This window comes from Sphingomonas aerolata (genome assembly GCF_003046295.1).
GTDB classification, from domain to species: Bacteria; Pseudomonadota; Alphaproteobacteria; order Sphingomonadales; family Sphingomonadaceae; genus Sphingomonas; species Sphingomonas aerolata.
The window spans coordinates 43,923-62,824 of the sequence record NZ_PZZN01000001.1; the positions used below are offsets into that span (position 1 = coordinate 43,923).

Genomic DNA, 18,902 nt, shown 5'->3' on the forward strand with positions numbered 1-18,902 from the left:
GGAACATCCGTCATGCTTTCCGATACTGAACTGAACGTCGTCGTCATGGGACTGGGCTATATCGGCCTGCCCACCGCGGCGATCATCGCGCGGACCGGCGCGCGCGTGCTCGGTGTCGACGTGACCGAACGCGTCGTCGAGACGATCAATTCGGGGCGCGTGCATATCGAGGAGGTCGATCTCGACGGTCTGGTCTCGGGCGTGGTCGCGCGCGGTACGCTGCGTGCGGCGATGACGGTCGAGCCCGCCGACGTCTTCGTGATCGCGGTGCCAACCCCGTTCGACGCCGCGCATGCACCCGACATCAGCTATGTCCTGGGGGCCGCGACGACGATCGCGCCCGTGCTGAAGCCCGGCGATACGGTCATCCTCGAATCGACCTCGCCCGTCGGGACGACCGAGAAGGTCCGCGACCTGCTGGCGACCTTGCGCCCCGATCTGCGCGTGCCCGGGCGGACCCGGGACCAGGCCGATATCGCGATCGCCTATTGCCCCGAACGCGTGCTGCCGGGACGCATCCTGGTCGAGCTGATCGACAATGACCGCGTCATCGGCGGGATCACGCCGCGCTGTGCACGCAAGGCGCTCACCTTCTACCGCCGGTTCGTGCGCGGCGCGTGCGTCACCACCACCGCGCGCGCCGCGGAGATGACGAAGCTGACCGAGAATGCGTTTCGCGACGTCAACATCGCGTTCGCCAACGAGCTGTCGCTGATCGCCGACACGATGAACGTCGATGTCTGGGAGGTGATCCGGCTCGCCAATCGCCACCCGCGCGTCAACATCCTGCAGCCCGGGCCCGGCGTCGGCGGGCATTGCATCGCGGTCGACCCCTGGTTCCTCGTCCATGCCGCGCCCGACCAGACGCCGCTGATCCGCACCGCGCGCGAGGTGAATGACGGCAAGACCGATCACGTCATTGCGCAGGTCGCCGCGATGATCGCGGCGGATCCGGCCGCGCCGGTCGCGTGCCTGGGCCTCGCGTTCAAGGCCAATATCGACGATTTCCGCGAGAGCCCGGCGATGAAGGTCGCGCTGGCGGTGGCGAATCGCTTCGGGGACCGGGTCCGGATCGTCGAGCCCTATGCCGCGGCGCTGCCACCGGCGTTCGACGGCACCGGCGCGACCCTGATCGACGTCGACACCGCGATCGAAACCTGCCCGATCATGGTCGTGCTGGTCGATCACGACGTCTTCCGTTCGATCCCGCTCGAGGAGCGCAGCGAGAAGACGGTGCTCGATACGCGGGGGATCTGGCCCGACCAGCCGCGCGGCACGGCGCAGCAGCCGGCGCGGACCGCGGGCTAGCGGAGCGGCTGGGTCCGCAGCGCGAGGACATCGGCGGGCAGGATCGGCCGTTCGGGGCGGCGGGCAATGTCCTGGACGGCGGCGTCGAGCGCGGTCGCCCGCGCCTTTGACGAGGCGTGGGTGCGGCTGCGGAACAGGCCGCCGTCGATCGTGCCCCCCTTCTCGCGCCAGAATTGTGGTGCCGAGCGCGGATCATAGCCGGCATTGGCGAGCAGATAGACGCTGAGCCGGTCCGCCTCGTCCTCGGTCTGGCGGATCAGTCGGCCGTTGCGGCCGAGTTCCGCCATCAGCCCGCGGCTGATCTTCGCCGCGTCGAGCCGGTCGCGGTGGCGCAGTATGTTGTGCGCCAGTTCGTGCGCGACGATGACCGCGATCTCCGCGTCGCTATAGCCTTCGAAATATTTCTCGCCGATCTGGACGACCGCGCCGTCCGCGCTCGCATCCAGACCGCTGCCGAGCAGGATCTCGAATCGCGAGCGGCATCCCGCGACAGCCGGGATCGAGACCGTGACCGCGCGCCCGTCGCGCAGGACCGTCATCGCGATCGGTGCGCCGGGCGGCTGCGCTGCGATCAGGGCCTCGGCGGCGTCGCGGTCGGCGGGAGTTTCCGCGGTGTTCGCGGCACCGATCCCGGGTTGCCGCTTGCCCGCGAGCAGCTGGATCGAATCCCCCGACCGGACGCCTGCGCGCGCGGCCGGCCCGTTGGCGACCACCGCCTCGACCGCCAGCCGCGTTTCGAACCCGAATACGCCGATCGCATTCGGCCTGGCCTCCGCACTATATTGGTTGAGCGCATGGATCGGCATGCCAATCTGCGGCTGCAGCCGGTCGCACAAAGCCGCATTGGCGGAGGTCAGCCGGTATCCGATCGTCGCAAGCCGCAGATCCGCGGCGCGCAGTGCTTCGAAGAATGCCCTGGGCGGGGCCTCCGCGGGTGCTGCAGCCGGAGCGGCGGTGGTGCCGGCGAGGGAGACGGAGACGGACGGCGGCGGAACCGCGGAGGCCGCACCTGCGCTTAGCAGGACTGCGGGCAGGAGACGCATGACGATCGACATGCGGCCCTGATAGACGGCTTTCAGCCGCACGCCATCCACCCTCGCGCAGGAGTCGACGAACCGCGCCGCGTTGCGACGGCGCGCCCGAGCCTCTATGTGCGGTGCCAACGGATATAGACTTTATGATTTCAAGATTCTTTCGGTCAAAGGCCCCGCGATCCGCGGGCCGGTCCTGCTCGATCCCCGAAGGCCGGCGCGTCTATGCGGTCGGCGACATCCATGGCTGTGCCGATCTGCTCGACGACCTGATCGCGCAGATCGACGCGGACGATGCGGCGCGCGGCGCGGCGGAGACGACGGTGATCTTCCTCGGCGATATCGTCGACCGGGGTCCGGGCTCGGCCGCGGTGATCGATCGGCTGATCGGCTATGCCGCGACGCGCTCCGACGTGCGGTTCCTGCAGGGCAATCACGAGGAGATCTTCCTCGGCGCGCTCGACGGCGAGCCCAAGGCGCTGCGGCTGTTCTGCCGGATCGGCGGTCGCGAGACGGTGCTGAGCTACGGCATGGACGCGGCGGAATATGAGCGGCTCGATTACGAGGAGCTGGTTCAGCGTCTCGCGCAGCTCGTGCCCGAGGCACACCGCGCGTTCCTGGCCGGCTTCGAGGATCTGATCACGATCGGCGACTATGCGTTCGTGCATGCGGGCGTCCGTCCGGGAACGCCGCTTGAGGACCAGCGCGGTTCGGATCTGCGCTGGATCCGCGACCCGTTTCTCGATCATCGCAGCCCGCTCGACAAGATGATCGTCCATGGCCACACGGTGATCGAAGAGGTCCAGACGATGGCGCATCGTATCGGCATAGATACGGGCGCCTATGCGACCGGTCGGCTGACCGCGCTGGGAATCGAGGGCGATCGCACATGGACGTTGCAGACGGCACCCCGCCCCGGTTCGTCGGAAAATTCTCTCGAATCCTGAAAACTATGCCTTCTCGTCTTACTACAATAGGGTATACCCCCAGGGCGATCAGGGCATGTTGCCCGCTCGCAACAGTATGGAACTCTTCCGTACCGTTCCAGTTACCTCGGTTGCGCAAGGTCAGGTTTCGTGCCAAAGACCTACGCGACGAGCACAAAGGGAGTTCATCATGCGTCTTGGGAAGTATCTCCTGACCGCAGCAGCAGCCACGATGGCAGTTGCTCCGGCCATGGCAGCACCGGTTAATTCGGCAGCAAGCCTTTCGGTTTCGAAGTCGGCTCGCGCCGGTTCGGTTACCGCAAAGAAGAACAAGGTTGCAGGCGGCGGCGTTATCGTTGCAGTCCTCGCAGCAGCAGCCGTTGTCGGCGGCATCGTTATCGTTGCCGATAACGACGACGACAGCGACAGCAACTAAGCCTAGGCTCAGTTCTGGAAAATAGCGGTCTTCGGGCCGCTATTTTTTTGCCTGCCGCAGATGGGCCCGGGGCGGGTACGGCGAAACTCCAGCGCCCCTCCCCGCCTCGCACCGCTGCGCAAGCACCGCGTGCCACCGGGATCGACGATAGATTGCGACGATCCGCGGGACTGAGGCCTGCACACGAATTCCGGCAGTCGACCATGATCCGCCATCCCGCTGTAATGCCGGATGGTGTTTGACCCCTGACGCGGCGCGCCCACCCTTGGCCAAGGCATGCGGGCGAGAGATCACCCGAGGCGTCACCGGGCGCGTCGGCCGAACCCTGCATGATCCAAGTTACGCCGACATAGAAAGGCCGCCCGCGACGATCAGTCGCGGACGGCCCTGTATCATGATGCCGAGTTCGGCGAGTCGGGCGGCGCACCGCCCGACGAGGCGATCAGCGCGGCTGCGGTACCGCGCCGCCGGCGCCGGCGCCCGGCGCACCCTGCTGCATCTGCATCTGCTGCTGCGCCTGCATCTGCTGGACGACGCTCTGCGGCAGGAAGTCGAGCAGTTCGACGTCAAACACGAGCGTCGAGTTGGCCGGGATCGGCCCGCTCGCCTTGTCGCCATAGCCGAGCGAGGGCTTCAGCCAGAAGCGGTACTTGCCGCCCTTTGGCATCAGCTTGAGCGCTTCGGAGAAGCCGGGAACGACGCCCGTGACGGGCAGCGGCGTCGGCTGCTGCGACTTGTCGAAGGTGGTGCCGTTGAGGAGCTTGCCCTCATAGTTCACCAGCGCGACATCGGCATCGGTCGGCTTGGCGGCACCGGGCTTGCCCGGCGTCAGAATCTTGTACTGGAGGCCCGACGCGGTCGTGACGACGCCCTTGGCGCGCCCGTTGCGGGTCAGCGGATCGTCACCCTGGCGCGCGAGCGCGACGGCGCCGATCAGCGCGAGCGCGATGCCCAGCCACAGATAGATGAGATAGCTGCGCTTGGTCGGCTGCAGCGGAACGGCGGTGACGGTCGACATCGGACAAACCCCGGGTCATCTGGTCACGCCGGAGCGCCGCGCGTGCCGTAGAATTCGTAATCGGAGCCGCGGTGACGCGGCCCCCAAAACCCTGGCTGCGCGTGCAGCCGAGGGTTCCTACTGCAGGCGAAGCTTAGCGTGCGCCGTCGCGCTCGGCGCGCTTGCGCTCGAGCTTGCGCGAACGACGGATCGCAGCCGCACGCTCGCGAGCGCGCTTTTCCGACGGCTTCTCGTAGTGGCGGCGCAACTTCATCTCGCGATACACGCCTTCACGCTGCAGCTTCTTCTTGAGCGCGCGAAGGGCCTGGTCGACGTTGTTGTCGCGGACGATGATTTGCATAAACCCGTTAAGCTCCGGTCGAATAGATACGAATGGATAGTGCCGTCGCGAACAAGTCCGCGCCGCATGAACGGGAGCCCCTAACAGCGTGTGCCGGCTGTTTCAAGCCAAACCCGCCCTATCCTTGTCGGGATTGACGTCGGGCACCGGTTTACGCGCCGGCTAAGCGAGCGCTAAGAGCCGCGCATGACCACGCACGCCCTGACCCTGTATAACAGCCTGACGCGCCGGCTCGAGCCGTTTGCGCCGATCGATCCCGCCAATGTCGGGCTCTATTCCTGCGGACCGACCGTCTACAATTATGCGCATATCGGCAATTTGCGCGCCTATGTCTTCACCGACACGCTGTCGCGGACGCTGACGTGGAAGGGCTTTGGCCTCACGCACATCGTCAACATCACCGATGTCGGCCACCTGACCTCGGATGCCGATGCGGGCGACGACAAGATGGAGGCCGCCGCGCGCGCCAGCGGGCAGGATATCTGGGCGATCGCAAGACATTACACCGAAGCCTTCAAACGCAACCTGATCGACCTCCACATCCGCACGCCGACGCGCTTCCCGCTCGCGACCGACCATATCGCGGAGATGATCGCCTTTGCCGAGGCTATCGCGCCGGAGCATTGCTACCTGCTCGAGGACGGGCTGTATTTCGATACCAGCACGGTCCCGGATTATGGCCGGCTCGCCCGGTCGAACGACGATGCCGGCGAGAGCCGGATCGATCCGGTCGCGGGCAAGCGCCACCCGCAGGATTTTGCGATCTGGCGGACGTCGGCGCCCGGCGAGATGCGCCAGATGGAATGGGACTCGCCCTGGGGACGCGGTGCGCCCGGCTGGCATCTCGAATGCTCGGTGATGAGCCAGAAATATCTGGGGCCGCAGTTCGACATCCACACCGGCGGCATCGACCACCGCGAGATCCACCACCCGAACGAGATCGCCCAGAACCAGGCACGCTGCGGCTGTGCGGACACCGGCGCGAACCTCTGGATGCACAACAACTTTCTCGTCGAACGCTCGGGAAAGATGTCGAAATCCGGCGGCGAGTTCACGACGCTCCAGACGCTTATCGATCGTGGCTTCCACCCGCTCGCCTATCGGCTGATGTGCCTGCAGGCACAGTATCGCAGCGAGCTCGAATTCTCCTGGGACAATCTGGCGGCCGCGACGACGCGACTGAAGCGGCTGGCACTCACCGTGCAGGCGTTGCGCGACCGTGCGGCCCCAGGCAATTCGGCAAGCGATCCCGCCAAACCCGCGACCGACGCCGTCCGCGCGCTGCTCGCTGGCTACCGCGACCGACTCGACATCGCGGTCTGCGACGACCTCGCAACGCCGCGCGCCTTGCCGGTCCTCGACGAACTGCTCGCAGACAAGCGACTGTCGCCCGCGGACCGACTCGCCGCGCTGGCCGATTTCGATGCGGTGCTGGGACTCGATCTTGCGGCCCTGCGCCGGGAAGATCTGCGCGTTCGTCCGGCTTCGGCTACGCTTGATGCTGCAGCCGTCGACGAACGCCTTGCCGAGCGCCGCGCCGCGCGGGCCGCGAAGGACTTCCCGCGGTCGGACGCGATCCGCGACGACCTCGCCAGCGCCGGGGTCGAGGTGATGGACGGCGATCCGCTCGGCTGGGACTGGCGGATCGGCTGACACGCGGCGAAAAACGACTCTGCGCTTTGGCGTCGCACCCGAAGCGCGGTACAGAGGCGGGGATGAAAGCCGTCCTTCCCGCCGCCGCCCGCCCGCTGCTCGAACCGCATCTGCCGTCCGATCTCGACGTCGAATGGTTTGCAACGCCAAGCGAGGCGAATGCGGCGATCGCCGATGCGGACATCGCCTGGGTCGACATGCAGCCGACTCACCTGGTGGCGGACGCGATTCGCGCCGCCGGGCCGCAGCTGAAATGGGTGTCGACCATCTATGCGGGACTCGACGCCTTCCCGCTCGCCTTGCTCCGCGACCGGGGCGTGACCCTGACCAACGGCGCGGGCATCAACGCGGTCGCGGTCGCGGAATATGCGGTGATGGGGATACTCGTCGCCGCCAAGCGCCTCGACACAGTCCTCCGCGCGCAGGCCGAACATGTCTGGCTGAAGGACGCGCCGGGCAAGATCGAGCTTGCCGACACGCGTGCGCTGGTCATCGGCTATGGCACGATCGGCGCGATGATCGGCGATCGGCTCGCGGCCTTTGGCGTCGACGTGACCGGCGTGACCCGGACCGGGCGCGGCGCGACGCTCACGCCCGATGCCTGGCGCGCCCGTCTCGGGGAGTTCGACTGGGTGGTGCTTGCCGCGCCCTCGACCGATGCGACCAAGACGCTGATCGGCAGCGGCGAGCTTGCCGCGATGAAGGACAGCGCATGGCTGATCAACATCGCGCGCGGCGACATGATCGATGACGAGGCGTTGCTCGCCGCCTTGCGTTCGGGGCAGATTGGCGGCGCGTTCCTCGATCCGACGCACCCCGAACCGCTGCCCGCCGATCACCCCTTATGGTCCGCGCCGAACACGATCCTGACGATGCATCTGTCGGGTCGCAGCCAGACCAGGATGTTCCAACGCGGCGCGGCGATGTTCCTCGACAATCTGCAGGCGTTCCGCGCGGGGTCCGCGATGCGGAACGTCGCCGATCTTGCAGCGGGCTATTGAACGATAGCGTCGGTGGCAGGCACCGGCGGTCGCACGATCAGCTGCGCGCGGTGCCGTTGTTCGGGCTGTTATAGTCCTTGATCCCGCGACGGCGGCGCTTGTCGCGACGGCGGCGCTTCATCGTCATGATCAGGACGGGCACGCCGATCGCGACACCGACGCCAACGATCGAAAATGCAATGATAATTCGCAAGGGAAGATCCATCGTCGCCCTGTGCCAAACCTGCCCGACATTGAGAAGCGCTTTCTCTACAATCTCGGGCAACCCCTGACCGTCCGGATTGCTGCGATCAGTCACATTCCATCCGGTGCTCACCCGCCTGCAAGCTTTACTTGATTGCGCCAAAAGCCGATTCGGCGCATGGCCGCGCCTCGAATTCACCAATCGGACGAACAATTATGGCCGCGAACTGGGCCCCCGACAGCTGGACCACGCACGAAGCCCGCCAGCTCCCCTCGTATCCCGACGCCGGCGCGCTCGACGCCGCGACCGCACAGCTTGCGACGTTTCCGCCGCTCGTCTTCGCGGGCGAGGCGCGCAACCTGACCGCGAGCCTCGCCGAGGTTGCGGCAGGCAAGGCGTTCCTGCTCCAGGGCGGCGACTGCGCCGAGAGCTTTGCCGAGCACAGCGCGAACAACATCCGCGATACCTTCCGCGTCATCCTGCAGATGGCGGTCGTGCTGACCTTCGCCTCGAAGCTGCCGGTCGTGAAGCTTGGCCGGATGGCGGGCCAGTTCGCCAAGCCGCGCTCGGCCAATACCGAGACGATCGGCGGCGTCGAGCTGCCGAGCTATCGCGGCGACAACGTCAACGACATCGCCTTTACGGCCGAGTCGCGGGCCCCCGATCCGCAGCGGATGATCCGCGCCTATTCGCAGTCGGCGGCGACGCTCAACCTGCTCCGCGCCTTCGCGCAGGGCGGGTATGCCAACCTGCATCAGGTGCATCGCTGGACGCACGACTTCATGGGCCGCAGCCCCTGGTCGAAGAAATATGCCGAGACGGCGGACCGGATCGGCGAGGCGCTCGAGTTCATGGCGGCCTGCGGGATCGATCCCGAAACCGTGCCGCAGCTCGCCCAGACCAATTTCTACACCAGCCACGAGGCTTTGCTGCTGCAATATGAGCAGGCACTCACGCGGCAGGATTCGCTGACCGGCGACTGGTACGACACGAGCGCGCATTTCCTGTGGATCGGCGACCGGACGCGATTCGAGGGGTCGAGCCATGTCGAATATCTGCGCGGCATCGGCAATCCGATCGGCATCAAATGCGGTCCGAGCCTCGAGCCGGACGCTTTGCTGCGGATGCTCGACACGCTCAACCCCGCGCGCATCCCCGGCCGGATGACGCTGATCACGCGCTATGGCTATGATTCGATCGAGGCCGCGCTGCCCAAGCTCGTCCGTGCGGTGACCCGCGCGGGGCACCCCGTCGTCTGGTCGTGCGACCCGATGCACGGGAACGTCGTGAAGGCGGCCAATGGCTACAAGACACGGCCGTTCGAGCGTATCCTCGCCGAGGTCCGCGGCTTCTTCGCAGTGCACCGCGCCGAGGGCACGCATGCTGGCGGCATCCATATCGAGATGACCGGTCAGAACGTCACCGAATGCACCGGCGGCGCGGTCGACGTCACCGAGCAGAGCCTGGCGGACCGGTATCACACGCATTGCGATCCGCGCCTGAACGCCAGCCAAAGCCTTGAGATGGCGTTTCTTCTGGCCGAAATGCTCAACGCCGAAATGGCCGAGCGCAAGAAGGTCGCTGCCTGACGACGACGACCGTCGAGGCGATCCGGCGGCAAAACGTGCCCCTCGCGCGATTTTGCCGCCGCACCGCCTTGACGCCCGCGCCCCGCTTCCGTAGGAGCGCGGCTCGACTACACGGCCCCTTCGTCTAGCGGTTAGGACGACGCCCTCTCACGGCGTAAGCACGAGTTCGATTCTCGTAGGGGTCACCAAGTCTACCCATTTTGGCATCGCTGAGACGTAGATCACTGCGGCATTCGTGTGCGCGGCAACCGTGTCGCTACGTGTTTCCCGACGGTGCAGCGACGGGCGAGCGGGCGCTACCCGGGGCCGTCCTCATTTTCGAGGGCGTGCACCCCGTGGAAGGATGCCAGCATGGCCGATGCCGCCCGCAATACCGATTCGCCAGATACCCTCCCCGCGCCGGCCACCGACTGGAGCGCGGATCTGACGACCCGGACCGGCTACGCGTTTCACGTCCGCCCGATCACGCCGGATGACGAGGCGGCGCTGGCTGACTTCTTCACGCATGTCGGCAAGGAGGATCTGCGCTTCCGCTTCCTCAGTGCGATCGACCATGTCGGGCACGAACAGCTGCTCGCGCTGCTGCGCGTCGATCACGAGCATAGCGAGCATTTCCTCGCCTGCGAGATCGGCAGCGGCAAAATCCTTGCGACCGCGATGCTGGTCGGCGATGACGATGGTCTGCGCGCGGAGGTCGCGGTCGCGATCCGCAGCGATTTCAAGCGACGCGGGATCAGCTGGGTCCTGCTCGATCACGTCGCGATGTTCGCGCGCGCCAAGGGCCTCCGCACGCTCGAATCGATCGAGAGCCGCGACAATCACCAGGCGATCGACATGGAGCGCGAGCGCGGCTGGACGGCCGCCCCCTGCCCTGGCGATCCCTCCGCGATGATCCTGCGACTGACGCTGGCATCGCCGCCCGCCTGACTCGTTCTGGTTCAAGCGGCATGCGAGCGGCCGGCGGTGGCCGGTGCGGCGGTTCTGGTCTATCATGCAGGCCGGCCCCGTACCGGCGACCAGGATCTTGGCCGCCGGCGTATCGGACCCGACCGCCGGACAAGGCCCAGAGCCCGATGAACCGCACGCGCCCAGCCCGACCAGCCGCCGCCCCGCCCGCATGATCGCGCATCCGTCCGACATGGGCGACGCGGCTGCCGGACGTCCCGCCGTGCTGGCGGAGGAACTCGGCCTGCTGATCGATGCCGCAACGACCTATGCGATCTACATGCTCGACCCGCAGGGGCGGGTGACAATCTGGAACCGGGGCGCCGAGCGGATCAAGGGATGGACCGAGGCCGAGATCATCGGCCGCGATGCGGCGATCTTCTACCCGGCCGAGGACGTCGCGGCGGGCAAACCACGCGCCGATCTCGAGCGCGCGCATGCCGGTGGCCGGATCGAGGAGGAAAGCTGGCGGGTCCGCAAGGACGGATCGGAATTTCTCGCGAGCGTGACGATCACCGCGTTGCATGACGACGCGGGCGCGCTGCGCGGCTTTGGCAAGGTGATCCGCGACATCACCGACGAAAAGGCGGCGGAGGCCGCGATCCTGCGCCGCGAACATCATCTGCGCTCGATCCTGAACACCGTCCCCGATGCGATGATCGTGATGAACGAACACGGCGTCATCGTATCGTTCAGCGCCGCCGCCGCGCTCGTCTTCGGTTATGAGACGGACGAGGTGATCGGCCGCAACGTCGCGATGCTCATGCCGCCCGCGAATGCCGCTGCGCATGACGCGCATCTGCACACCTACCGGCGGACCGGGGTGCGGCACGTCATCGGCAATGTCCGGCTCGAACACGGGCTGCGCAAGAATGGCGAGGTCTTTCCGATCGAGCTCGCGGTCGGCGAGGCGTCGATCGCGGGCGAGCGGATCTTCACCGGCTTCATCCGCGACATCAGCCAGCGCCAGGCCACCGAGCGCCGGCTGAAGGAGCTTCAGGCCGAGCTGGTCCACGTCTCGCGGGTCAGCGCGATGGGCACGATGGCATCGACGCTCGCGCATGAGATCAACCAGCCGCTGACCGCGATCGCCAATTATCTGGAGGCGACGCGGGACATGATCGGCGACGCGCCGTCCCCGCTGCTGGCGGAGATCGCCGAGGCGCTCGAGCTGGCGGCGGCGCAGTCGCTGCGCGCCGGCACGATCGTCCGGCGGCTGCGCGCGTTCGTCGAGGGCGGCGACACCGCACTTCGCGTGGAACCGCTCGCCGTGCTTGTCGAGGAGGCGATCAGCCTGGGGCTGCTCGGCGCGCACGAGGCGGGGATCACGGTCACCACCGATATCCGCCAGGGCGCCGATCTGGTGCGGGTCGACCGCATCCAGATCCAGCAGGTCCTGGTCAATCTGATTCGCAACGCCATCCAGTCGATGGCCTGCGCACCCGACAAGCGGCTGACGATCGCGACGCTGGCGGATCGCGAAGGCTGGGTGCGGATCAGCGTGGCCGATACCGGTGCGGGCATCGATCCGGCGATCCGCGAGCGCCTGTTCGACGCGTTCGCGACGACCAAGAGCGACGGCATGGGCCTTGGCCTGTCGATCTGTCGGACGATCGTCGAGGCGCATGGCGGCCGGATCTGGGTCGAACCGACATGCCCCGCCGGTACCGCCTTCCACTTCACGATACCGCTCGCCACACAGGATGTTGTCGATGGATGAGACCAGCCGCGTCGTGCACGTCGTCGACGACGATCCCGCGATCCGCCAGTCGGTCGGCTTCCTGCTGCGCAAGGCGGGCTATGCGGTCGAGACACATGTGTCGGGCACGCAGTTCCTGAAGCACGTCACGCGCGAAGCCCATGGCTGTGTCCTGCTCGACGTGCGGATGCCCGATATCGACGGGCTCGAGGTGCAGGCGACGCTGGCGCAGCGGGGCATAGCCCTGCCCGTGATCATGCTGACCGGACACGGCGACGTCGCGCTCGCCGTGCGCGCGATCAAGGCGGGGGCGATCGAGTTTCTGGAAAAGCCGTTCGAGCGCGCGACGTTGCTCGCGGCGATCGAGACCGCGATCGCCAAGGCCGCACGGATCGGTCGCGACCAGCTGGCCGCGGCCGAGGCCCGCGTCCTGCTCGCGGCGCTGACCCCGCGCGAGCGCGACGTGCTGGACGGGATGGTCCTGGGCCGGCCGAACAAGCTGATCGCGTTCGATCTCGACATCGCGACGCGGACGGTCGAGGTCCACCGCGCCAATCTGATGGAAAAGCTGATGGCGCGCAGCCTGTCGGACGTGCTCCGCATCGCCTTTGCCGCGGGTGTGGGCGAGACGACCGACCCGGCCTGAGCGGCCCCCCGTGATCTACGTACAGACCGGGTCCGCGCGTCCTGTCATCGAAGGTCCGACAAGGATCGACGATGACTCAACCGGCCCCGCTTCTGCACACCAGCCCGGGCATCTCGCTGGTCGACGGCAATCCCGCGCGACGCCGTGCGCGGCAGATCCTGCTGCTGTCCGAACGCTATCGGGTACGGTCCTATGCAAGCTGTGCGGCCCTGGTGTCCGATCCGGCATCGCGCGACCATGCGTGCATCATCCTGGACCTCTCCGATCCCCGGCTGGCGGGGCAGGATGACGACGGCATCGCGGCGCTCGCCGCGATGCGGGGCCTGGGCTGGGCTGGCCGGGCGATCCTGCTCGACGGGCGGGTGCCGTCGCCGGACCTGATTGCCGCGGCGGCCCGTCAGGGTGACCGGATCCTCGACTGCGCGACCACCGACGGTGCGCTGCTCGCGGCGATCGCGGCCGCCATGCTGACGCTCGCCGGGTAAGGACGCCGCGCGGACCGAAGCGGTCAGCGCGAGGGTCGGACGCCCCCCGCCTGGCTCAGCCGGGCGGCATGACGGGCGATCTCGTCGTCCTCGCGCGAGGCGACGATCCGGATCGCCAAGCCCGGCAGCCATGCCAGGCCGGTACCGATCGCCTGCTGGGTCGCGCGGTCATGTTCGCCGATCCCGCCGGTCAGCACGAGCAGGTCGAGCCCCCCGAGCGTCGCGGCCATCGCCGCGATCTGCTTGCAGACCGATCGCTCGAACATCCGGATCGCAAGGTCGGCGTCGGGATTGCTCCCGGCCGCGGCGCGCAACACGCGCATGTCCCCCGACAGTCCCGAGATCCCCGCCATTCCCGAATCGTGATCGATCATCGTCGCCAGTTCATCAGCCTCGAGCCCGGTCTCGCGCAGCAGGTACAGCAGGATGCCGGGGTCGATATCCCCCGTCCGCGTGGCCATCGTCACCCCGCCTGATGGCGTCAGCCCCATGCTGGTATCGACCGATCGCCCGTCGCGCACCGCGGTGACGCTCGCCCCGTTGCCGAGATGCGCGATGACGAGCCGCGACGGGACACCGTCGCCGAGCTGCGCCAGGATCGATTCGCACGACAGGCCGTGAAAGCCGTACCGCCGCACCCCGCTCGCGCGGTATCGGCGCGGGATCGGGAGGACCTGCGCGACATCGGGCAGATCGGCATGGAACGCGGTGTCGAAACAGGCGACTTGCGGCAGCCCGGGATAGCGCGCGCGTGCGGCCTCGATCAGCGCGAGCGCCGCGGGACCATGGAGCGGCGCGAACGCACAGGCCGCGACCAGATCCGCCGTCACCGCATCGTCGATCAGGCAATGCGCGGTACGATGCGGGCCGCCATGGACGATCCGGTGGCCGATCGCGGTCGGCGCCGGGCTGTCCCGCAACGCGGCGTCGAGCGCGTCGAGGACCGAAACGTGACCGTCGGCGGTCTCGATCGTCCCGCCGATCAGCAGCGCAGGCTCCGGGTCGACGGCGTAGAGCCCGTATTTGACCGTCGACGACCCGCTGTTCAGCGCGAGGATCAGCGCGCCCATTGCCAGTCGCGCACCTCCGGCAGATCGTCGCCCTGTTCGGCGATGTACAGCTTGTGCCGTTCCATCGTCGTCCAGTAGCGCGCGGTCTCGCGCGGGACGCGGTCGCGGAACCGCGGGATCCGCTCGATCGCGTCGAGCGCGAGCCGGTACCGGTCGAGATCGTTCAGCACGACCATGTCGAACGGCGTCGTCGTCGTGCCCATTTCCTTGTAGCCGCGGACATGGATGTTGGCGTGGTTGGCGCGGCGGTAGGTCAGCTTGTGGATCATCGCGGGATAGCCGTGGAACGCGAAGATCACCGGTGTGTCGCGCGTGAACAGCGCATCGAACTCGCGCTCGTCGAGGCCGTGCGTATGTTCGGATCGCGGCTGCAGCACCATCAGGTCGACGACATTGACCACCCGGATCCGGATGTCGGGGACATAGGCACGCAGCAGCGTCACCGCGGCCAGCGTCTCGAGCGTCGGGACGTCGCCCGCACACGCCATCACCACATCGGGCTCCGCATCGTCGCCGGCCCAGTCCCAGATGCCGGCGCCCGCGGTGCAGTGTCGCACCGCCGCGTCGATCCCCAGCCATTGCCATTCGGGCTGCTTGCCCGCGACGATCACGTTCACATAGCCGCGGCTGCGCAGGCAATGGTCGCCGACCGACAACAGGCAATTGGCATCGGCGGGCAGATAGATCCGCGTGACCTCCGCGGTCTTGTTGGCGACGTGATCGATGAACCCCGGATCCTGATGCGACAGGCCATTGTGATCCTGTCGCCAGACATGCGACGTCAGCAGATAGTTGAGCGACGCGATCGGCCGCCGCCACGGAATGCCGCGCGTCACCTTCAGCCATTTGGCATGCTGGTTGACCATCGAATCGACGATGTGGACGAACGCCTCGTAACAGGAAAACAGTCCGTGGCGCCCGGTGAGCCGATAGCCCTCGAGCCAACCCTGGCATAGATGCTCGCTCAGCACCTCCATCACGCGGCCGTCGGCGGTCAGGTGCTCGTCGACCGCCTCGACCTCGGCCATCCAGACCTTGCCCGACACGTCATAGACATCGGCGAGACGGTTCGACGCGGTCTCGTCGGGGCCGAACAGGCGGAAGTTCACGCTCGTCATGTTGAGCTTCATCACGTCGCGCAGATAGCGACCGAACACCCGCGTTGCCTCGGCCATGACCGCGCCCGGCGCATCGACCGGCACGGCATGCGCGCGGAAGTCGGGCAGCGACAGCGGCACCATCGTCTCGCCGCCATTGGCATGCGGGTTCGACCCCATCCGCCGGTGACCGGTCGGGGCGAGCGAGGCGTAGATGTCGAGGAACTTGCCCGTCGCGTCGAACAGCTCCTCGGGGCGGTAGCTGCGCATCCACGCCTCGAGCAACCGCAGATGCTCGGGGTCCTTGAAGTCCGCGATCGGGACCTGATGCGCGCGCCACGTGCCTTCGACCGGCTTGCCGTCGACGGTCTTCGGGCCGGTCCACCCCTTGGGCGTGCGGAACACGATCATCGGCCAGCGCGGGCGTTCGGGCGTCGCGCCGGGGATGCGTGCCTCGGCCTGGATCGCCTGGATCCTCGCCAGCGCGGTGTCGAGCGCGGCGGCGAGCTGCTGGTGGACGAGCGCGGGGTCGCTGCCGCCGACATAGAGCGCCTCATGCCCATAGCCGCGCAGCAGTGCGTCGAGCTCGTCCTCGTCGATCCGCGCGAGGATCGTGGGGTTGGCGATCTTGAACCCGTTGAGGTGCAGGATCGGGAGGACCGCGCCGTCGCGCGCGGGGTTGAGGAACTTGTTCGAATGCCAGCTCGCCGCCAGCGCCCCCGTCTCCGCCTCGCCGTCGCCGATCACGCAGGCGACCAGCAGGTCCGGATTGTCGAACGCCGCGCCGTAAGCATGCGCCAGCGAATAGCCGAGCTCGCCCCCCTCGTGGATCGATCCCGGCGTCTCGGGCGCGACATGGCTCGGGATGCCGCCCGGCCAGGAGAATTGCCGGAACAGCCGATGCATGCCCGACCGGCTGCGCTCGATCGCGGGATAGCGCTCGGTATAGGAGCCCTCGAGATAGGTGTGGGCGACCAGACCCGGCCCGCCATGCCCCGGCCCGATGATGTTGATCATGTCGAGATCGTGCGCGACGATCAGCCGGTTGAGATGGACGTAGAGGAGGTTGAGGCCCGGCGTCGTGCCCCAATGCCCGAGCAGCCGCGGCTTGACGTCGGCGATCGTCAGCGGACGTTCGAGCAGCGCGTTGTCGCGCAGATAGATCTGGCCGACCGACAGGTAGTTGGCGGCACGCCAATAGGCGTCCATCCGGTGCAGTTCATCGGGCGACAACGGATCGGCGCGCGTCACGACATGCGGCGGTGCCTTGTGGGCGAGGCCGGTCAAGAGTGCGGAGCCCATGGACGAGCGGCGGGGATTGCGTGCGGGGTGGGACGCATGTCGATAATCCTTTGATGGAGGCGCATCAGCCGGCGAGCCGGCTGGTCAGCGAAGGGTCGCGCAGCAGCGCTTCGTCGCCGAATGCCAGTTGCGCGCAGGTGCGGTTTGCCTGCGCGGTGACGGCGTTCAGATGCTGGCCTGCGATCTGCGGATCGAGATGGCTGGTGATGTTGGCGAAGCGGCGCTGTTCCTGCGAGCGCATGCCGAAGGCGTGGACCAGATACTGGTCGACCATGGTCGTCAGCCCCGTTCCAAGCCCCTGATCGTCGAGCCAGACCCGGCTGCCCGCCGCGGTCGTGAAGGTCAGCAGCCGCTTGCCGCCGAGTAGCAGGCTGCGCGCACGCTGCTGGACCGCGACAGGCTCGATCCCGGCGCCGAACACGCGTTCGATATAGCCCTTCATCATCGCCGGCGGGGATCCGAACCAGAGCGGATACACGAGGACGAACACGTCGCAGCCGGCGATCGCCGCGCGTTCGTCCTGCACGTCCTGCGCGAGGACCGCCGCATCCCGCGTCGGCAATTCCGCCGGTTTGAGCACCGGATCGAAGCCCAGCGCATAGAGGTCGCGCAGCACGACGTGCTGGCCGTTCGCGCGCACCGCATCGCAATAGCGGTGCGCTATCGCGTGGTTGAAGCTCACAGGGTCCGGATGGCACAGGATCACGGCATGCCGAGGCTGGGCCGCAACGGGCTCGTCATCCATCATCGCGCCGACTCCATCCTGCCGACCCTCATCCGATCGCGCGCCGCGCCGGAGACGGTCAGGGAGTGGAGGAGTACGGCATAGAGCCGCGGGTTCTCAGCCTCGGAAACTACGCACTAGGCAGCGCGCTGTATGCCTGCGCGTCCCCGTTGTCCCGGAGGCGGCCAAGTCGAAATGCCGCCCGAGCACGGACACGACGCAATCAAGACCTTGCTGGCCTCAACGGCTTTGATGGTAGTGAATAGCGGCCTACCGCCTGGGCGTGCCATGATCATGCGGTGCATGATGGTCGGGAAGAGAGGATTCGAACCTCCGGCCCCTGCCTCCCGAAGACAGTGCTCTACCAGGCTGAGCTACTCCCCGACGGAGTCCGATCGTTACGCCCTTGGGGGACCGACCGGTGACTGGAGGGGCGCCTATACCCAGCACTTCGCAGCTGTGCAAGCGGCCGCGGCAAGAAGTTTTCGGGGGATGTCGAAAAGCACGAGGGCATTGCGTGATGCGACGGGACAGTTGCGTCGCGACGTCGATGCGGTGCGGATATGATAAGAAGTAATCGCGGACGGCGTCGTGCCGCGGCAGGTTGTGGACGATGGTGCACCCAGAGCGATTCGAACGCCCGACCCTCAGATTCGTAGTCTGATGCTCTATCCAGCTGAGCTATGGGTGCATCGCCATGCCGTTTACGGCCGGCCCGTGTCTGGCCGTCTGGCCCCGCCGCGAGGCAGGAAATCCTGGTGCACCCAGAGCGATTCGAACGCCCGACCCTCAGATTCGTAGTCTGATGCTCTATCCAGCTGAGCTATGGGTGCACTGGAGGGGCGCTGATAGCAGGCATTTTTCGCGGCGCAAGGGTGTTGCGCGATAAAGTTGTGTACGCCGCGTCGGCGGCATAGAGCGACGGGCATGAAACAGCCTTCCCGCCCCGCGCTGATCGCCCTTCTTCTCGCACCCGCCCTGGCGGTCGGCGCCTGCAGCAAGGATGCCGCCAGCTATCCCTCGCTCGGGATCCGCCCTACCGAATCGATCGGCTTCGGCGAACCCGCGGGCAAGCCGGTGGTGGTCCAGCCCGATCCGACGCTCGACACCGACATCGCGGCGTTCCGGACGCAGCTCGACCGGATCAAGGCGGGCTTTGCGAAGGATGCGGCGAGCACCCAGGCCGCGGCTCGCGCCGCACGCGGCGGTGCGGTCGGCAGCGAGCCGTGGCTGACGGCCCAGACCGCGCTGGCGGGTCTCGACGACTGGCGGGCGCAGACGTCGCTGCTGGTCACCGATATCGAGCGTCGCGCGACCGATCGCGCGGCGACGCTCGCGCCGGCCTATCCCGCGCTCGACGCGGCGCGCGACGCGGCGCAGGCCGAAGCCGAGAAGCAGGGTGCGACGATCGCGCAGATCCAGGCGAGCCTCCCGGCCGCCTGACGCCG

General features: G+C 67.4%; 18 protein-coding genes and 4 tRNA genes. 12 read left to right on the forward strand and 10 right to left on the reverse strand.

Features of this window, described 5'->3' with window-relative positions; all coding sequences use genetic code 11:
* Positions 1-12 precede the first annotated feature (12 nt).
* A complete protein-coding gene (gene wecC, locus C8J24_RS00220; protein ID WP_107929536.1) occupies positions 13-1,308 on the forward strand; it encodes a UDP-N-acetyl-D-mannosamine dehydrogenase in 1,296 nt (431 codons plus the stop codon).
* On the opposite strand, the gene C8J24_RS00225 is transcribed toward wecC, so the two are convergent.
* Complete coding sequence (locus C8J24_RS00225) at positions 1,305-2,393, reverse strand: M48 family metallopeptidase (RefSeq protein WP_146163605.1); 1,089 nt, start codon at positions 2,391-2,393, stop codon at positions 1,305-1,307. The genes wecC and C8J24_RS00225 overlap by 4 nt on opposite strands.
* Before the next feature lie 92 nt (positions 2,394-2,485).
* Here C8J24_RS00225 and C8J24_RS00230 point away from each other — a divergent pair, with 92 nt between their 5' ends.
* Together C8J24_RS00230 and C8J24_RS00235 are read left to right on the forward strand one after the other, a co-directional pair.
* The gene (locus tag C8J24_RS00230) at positions 2,486-3,286 is read left to right on the forward strand and encodes a metallophosphoesterase family protein (RefSeq protein WP_107929540.1); all 801 of its coding nucleotides are present in this window, start codon (positions 2,486-2,488) and stop codon (positions 3,284-3,286) included.
* Between the two features lie 169 nt (positions 3,287-3,455).
* Positions 3,456-3,701, forward strand: a complete 246-nt coding sequence (locus C8J24_RS00235; protein WP_031394633.1) for a hypothetical protein — start codon at positions 3,456-3,458, stop codon at positions 3,699-3,701.
* Between the two features lie 442 nt (positions 3,702-4,143).
* Here the strand turns inward: C8J24_RS00235 and C8J24_RS00240 are convergent, their stop codons facing one another.
* A complete protein-coding gene (locus tag C8J24_RS00240; protein WP_107929542.1) occupies positions 4,144-4,719 on the reverse strand; it encodes an FKBP-type peptidyl-prolyl cis-trans isomerase in 576 nt (191 codons plus the stop codon).
* A gap of 133 nt (positions 4,720-4,852) precedes the next feature.
* Entirely contained in the window at positions 4,853-5,059 is a 207-nt protein-coding gene (rpsU, locus tag C8J24_RS00245) for a 30S ribosomal protein S21 (RefSeq protein WP_031394635.1), read from the reverse strand.
* A gap of 186 nt (positions 5,060-5,245) precedes the next feature.
* On the opposite strand from rpsU, the gene cysS reads away from it, so the two are divergent.
* Both cysS and C8J24_RS00255 read left to right on the forward strand, forming a co-directional pair.
* Positions 5,246-6,712 carry a cysteine--tRNA ligase gene (gene cysS, locus C8J24_RS00250; RefSeq protein WP_107929545.1) on the forward strand — a complete coding sequence of 489 codons (1,467 nt, stop codon included), beginning with the start codon at positions 5,246-5,248 and terminating at the stop codon, positions 6,710-6,712.
* Between the two features lie 62 nt (positions 6,713-6,774).
* Positions 6,775-7,713 (forward strand): D-2-hydroxyacid dehydrogenase, encoded by a 939-nt coding sequence (locus tag C8J24_RS00255; RefSeq protein WP_107929546.1) that lies wholly within the window; start codon positions 6,775-6,777, stop codon positions 7,711-7,713.
* A 37-nt stretch (positions 7,714-7,750) separates the two neighbouring features.
* Here the strand turns inward: C8J24_RS00255 and C8J24_RS17675 are convergent, their stop codons facing one another.
* Positions 7,751-7,906, reverse strand: coding sequence for a hypothetical protein (locus tag C8J24_RS17675; RefSeq protein WP_183936458.1), 156 nt, complete (start codon positions 7,904-7,906; stop codon positions 7,751-7,753).
* 206 nt (positions 7,907-8,112) lie between these two features.
* Between C8J24_RS17675 and C8J24_RS00260 the strand changes: the two genes are divergently transcribed.
* From C8J24_RS00260 to C8J24_RS00285, 6 genes are all read left to right on the forward strand, one after another.
* Positions 8,113-9,486 carry a class II 3-deoxy-7-phosphoheptulonate synthase gene (locus C8J24_RS00260; RefSeq protein ID WP_031441317.1) on the forward strand — a complete coding sequence of 458 codons (1,374 nt, stop codon included), beginning with the start codon at positions 8,113-8,115 and terminating at the stop codon, positions 9,484-9,486.
* A 113-nt stretch (positions 9,487-9,599) separates the two neighbouring features.
* Positions 9,600-9,674 (forward strand) — tRNA-Glu (locus tag C8J24_RS00265).
* A 163-nt stretch (positions 9,675-9,837) separates the two neighbouring features.
* Positions 9,838-10,413 carry a GNAT family N-acetyltransferase gene (locus C8J24_RS00270; RefSeq protein WP_107929548.1) on the forward strand — a complete coding sequence of 192 codons (576 nt, stop codon included), beginning with the start codon at positions 9,838-9,840 and terminating at the stop codon, positions 10,411-10,413.
* A gap of 97 nt (positions 10,414-10,510) precedes the next feature.
* On the forward strand, positions 10,511-12,151 hold the full coding sequence (locus tag C8J24_RS00275) for a PAS domain-containing sensor histidine kinase (RefSeq protein WP_244180295.1): 1,641 nt from the start codon (positions 10,511-10,513) through the stop codon (positions 12,149-12,151).
* The gene (locus tag C8J24_RS00280) at positions 12,144-12,776 is read left to right on the forward strand and encodes a response regulator transcription factor (RefSeq protein ID WP_107929550.1); all 633 of its coding nucleotides are present in this window, start codon (positions 12,144-12,146) and stop codon (positions 12,774-12,776) included. The genes C8J24_RS00275 and C8J24_RS00280 overlap by 8 nt, the downstream gene beginning before the upstream one ends.
* A gap of 71 nt (positions 12,777-12,847) precedes the next feature.
* Positions 12,848-13,261, forward strand: a complete 414-nt coding sequence (locus C8J24_RS00285; RefSeq protein ID WP_107929552.1) for a response regulator transcription factor — start codon at positions 12,848-12,850, stop codon at positions 13,259-13,261.
* A 23-nt stretch (positions 13,262-13,284) separates the two neighbouring features.
* Here the strand turns inward: C8J24_RS00285 and C8J24_RS00290 are convergent, their stop codons facing one another.
* The 6 genes from C8J24_RS00290 to C8J24_RS00315 all read right to left on the reverse strand — a co-directional run bounded on the left by C8J24_RS00290 (position 13,285) and on the right by C8J24_RS00315 (position 18,287).
* Positions 13,285-14,331 (reverse strand): acetate/propionate family kinase, encoded by a 1,047-nt coding sequence (locus C8J24_RS00290; protein ID WP_107929555.1) that lies wholly within the window; start codon positions 14,329-14,331, stop codon positions 13,285-13,287.
* The gene (locus C8J24_RS00295) at positions 14,319-16,715 is read right to left on the reverse strand and encodes a phosphoketolase family protein (RefSeq protein WP_277352389.1); all 2,397 of its coding nucleotides are present in this window, start codon (positions 16,713-16,715) and stop codon (positions 14,319-14,321) included. Before C8J24_RS00295 ends, C8J24_RS00290 begins: the two co-directional genes overlap by 13 nt.
* A 79-nt stretch (positions 16,716-16,794) precedes the next feature.
* Entirely contained in the window at positions 16,795-17,478 is a 684-nt protein-coding gene (locus C8J24_RS00300; protein ID WP_107929559.1) for an NAD(P)H-dependent oxidoreductase, read from the reverse strand.
* Positions 17,479-17,761: 283 nt separating this feature from the next.
* Positions 17,762-17,838, reverse strand: a tRNA-Pro gene (locus C8J24_RS00305).
* Between the two features lie 230 nt (positions 17,839-18,068).
* Positions 18,069-18,145 (reverse strand) — tRNA-Arg (locus C8J24_RS00310).
* Positions 18,146-18,210: 65 nt separating this feature from the next.
* A tRNA-Arg gene (locus C8J24_RS00315) sits at positions 18,211-18,287 on the reverse strand.
* 94 nt (positions 18,288-18,381) lie between these two features.
* Between C8J24_RS00315 and C8J24_RS00320 the strand changes: the two genes are divergently transcribed.
* Positions 18,382-18,897: a hypothetical protein gene (locus C8J24_RS00320; RefSeq protein WP_107929562.1), complete on the forward strand. Its 516-nt coding sequence runs from the start codon at positions 18,382-18,384 to the stop codon at positions 18,895-18,897.
* The last annotated feature ends 5 nt before the right edge of the window (positions 18,898-18,902 follow it).

Coding starts and splice junctions, on each gene's coding strand:
- cysS (WP_107929545.1), top strand. CDS start 5,246: ATGACCACGCACGCCCTGACCCTGTATAACAGCCTGACGCGCCGGCTC.
- C8J24_RS00300 (WP_107929559.1), bottom strand. CDS start 17,478: ATGATGGATGACGAGCCCGTTGCGGCCCAGCCTCGGCATGCCGTGATC.
- C8J24_RS00280 (WP_107929550.1), top strand. CDS start 12,144: ATGGATGAGACCAGCCGCGTCGTGCACGTCGTCGACGACGATCCCGCG.
- C8J24_RS00285 (WP_107929552.1), top strand. CDS start 12,848: ATGACTCAACCGGCCCCGCTTCTGCACACCAGCCCGGGCATCTCGCTG.
- C8J24_RS00320 (WP_107929562.1), top strand. CDS start 18,382: ATGAAACAGCCTTCCCGCCCCGCGCTGATCGCCCTTCTTCTCGCACCC.
- wecC (WP_107929536.1), top strand. CDS start 13: ATGCTTTCCGATACTGAACTGAACGTCGTCGTCATGGGACTGGGCTAT.
- rpsU (WP_031394635.1), bottom strand. CDS start 5,059: ATGCAAATCATCGTCCGCGACAACAACGTCGACCAGGCCCTTCGCGCG.
- C8J24_RS00240 (WP_107929542.1), bottom strand. CDS start 4,719: ATGTCGACCGTCACCGCCGTTCCGCTGCAGCCGACCAAGCGCAGCTAT.
- C8J24_RS00260 (WP_031441317.1), top strand. CDS start 8,113: ATGGCCGCGAACTGGGCCCCCGACAGCTGGACCACGCACGAAGCCCGC.
- C8J24_RS00270 (WP_107929548.1), top strand. CDS start 9,838: ATGGCCGATGCCGCCCGCAATACCGATTCGCCAGATACCCTCCCCGCG.
- C8J24_RS00290 (WP_107929555.1), bottom strand. CDS start 14,331: ATGGGCGCGCTGATCCTCGCGCTGAACAGCGGGTCGTCGACGGTCAAA.
- C8J24_RS00235 (WP_031394633.1), top strand. CDS start 3,456: ATGCGTCTTGGGAAGTATCTCCTGACCGCAGCAGCAGCCACGATGGCA.
- C8J24_RS00255 (WP_107929546.1), top strand. CDS start 6,775: ATGAAAGCCGTCCTTCCCGCCGCCGCCCGCCCGCTGCTCGAACCGCAT.
- C8J24_RS00230 (WP_107929540.1), top strand. CDS start 2,486: ATGATTTCAAGATTCTTTCGGTCAAAGGCCCCGCGATCCGCGGGCCGG.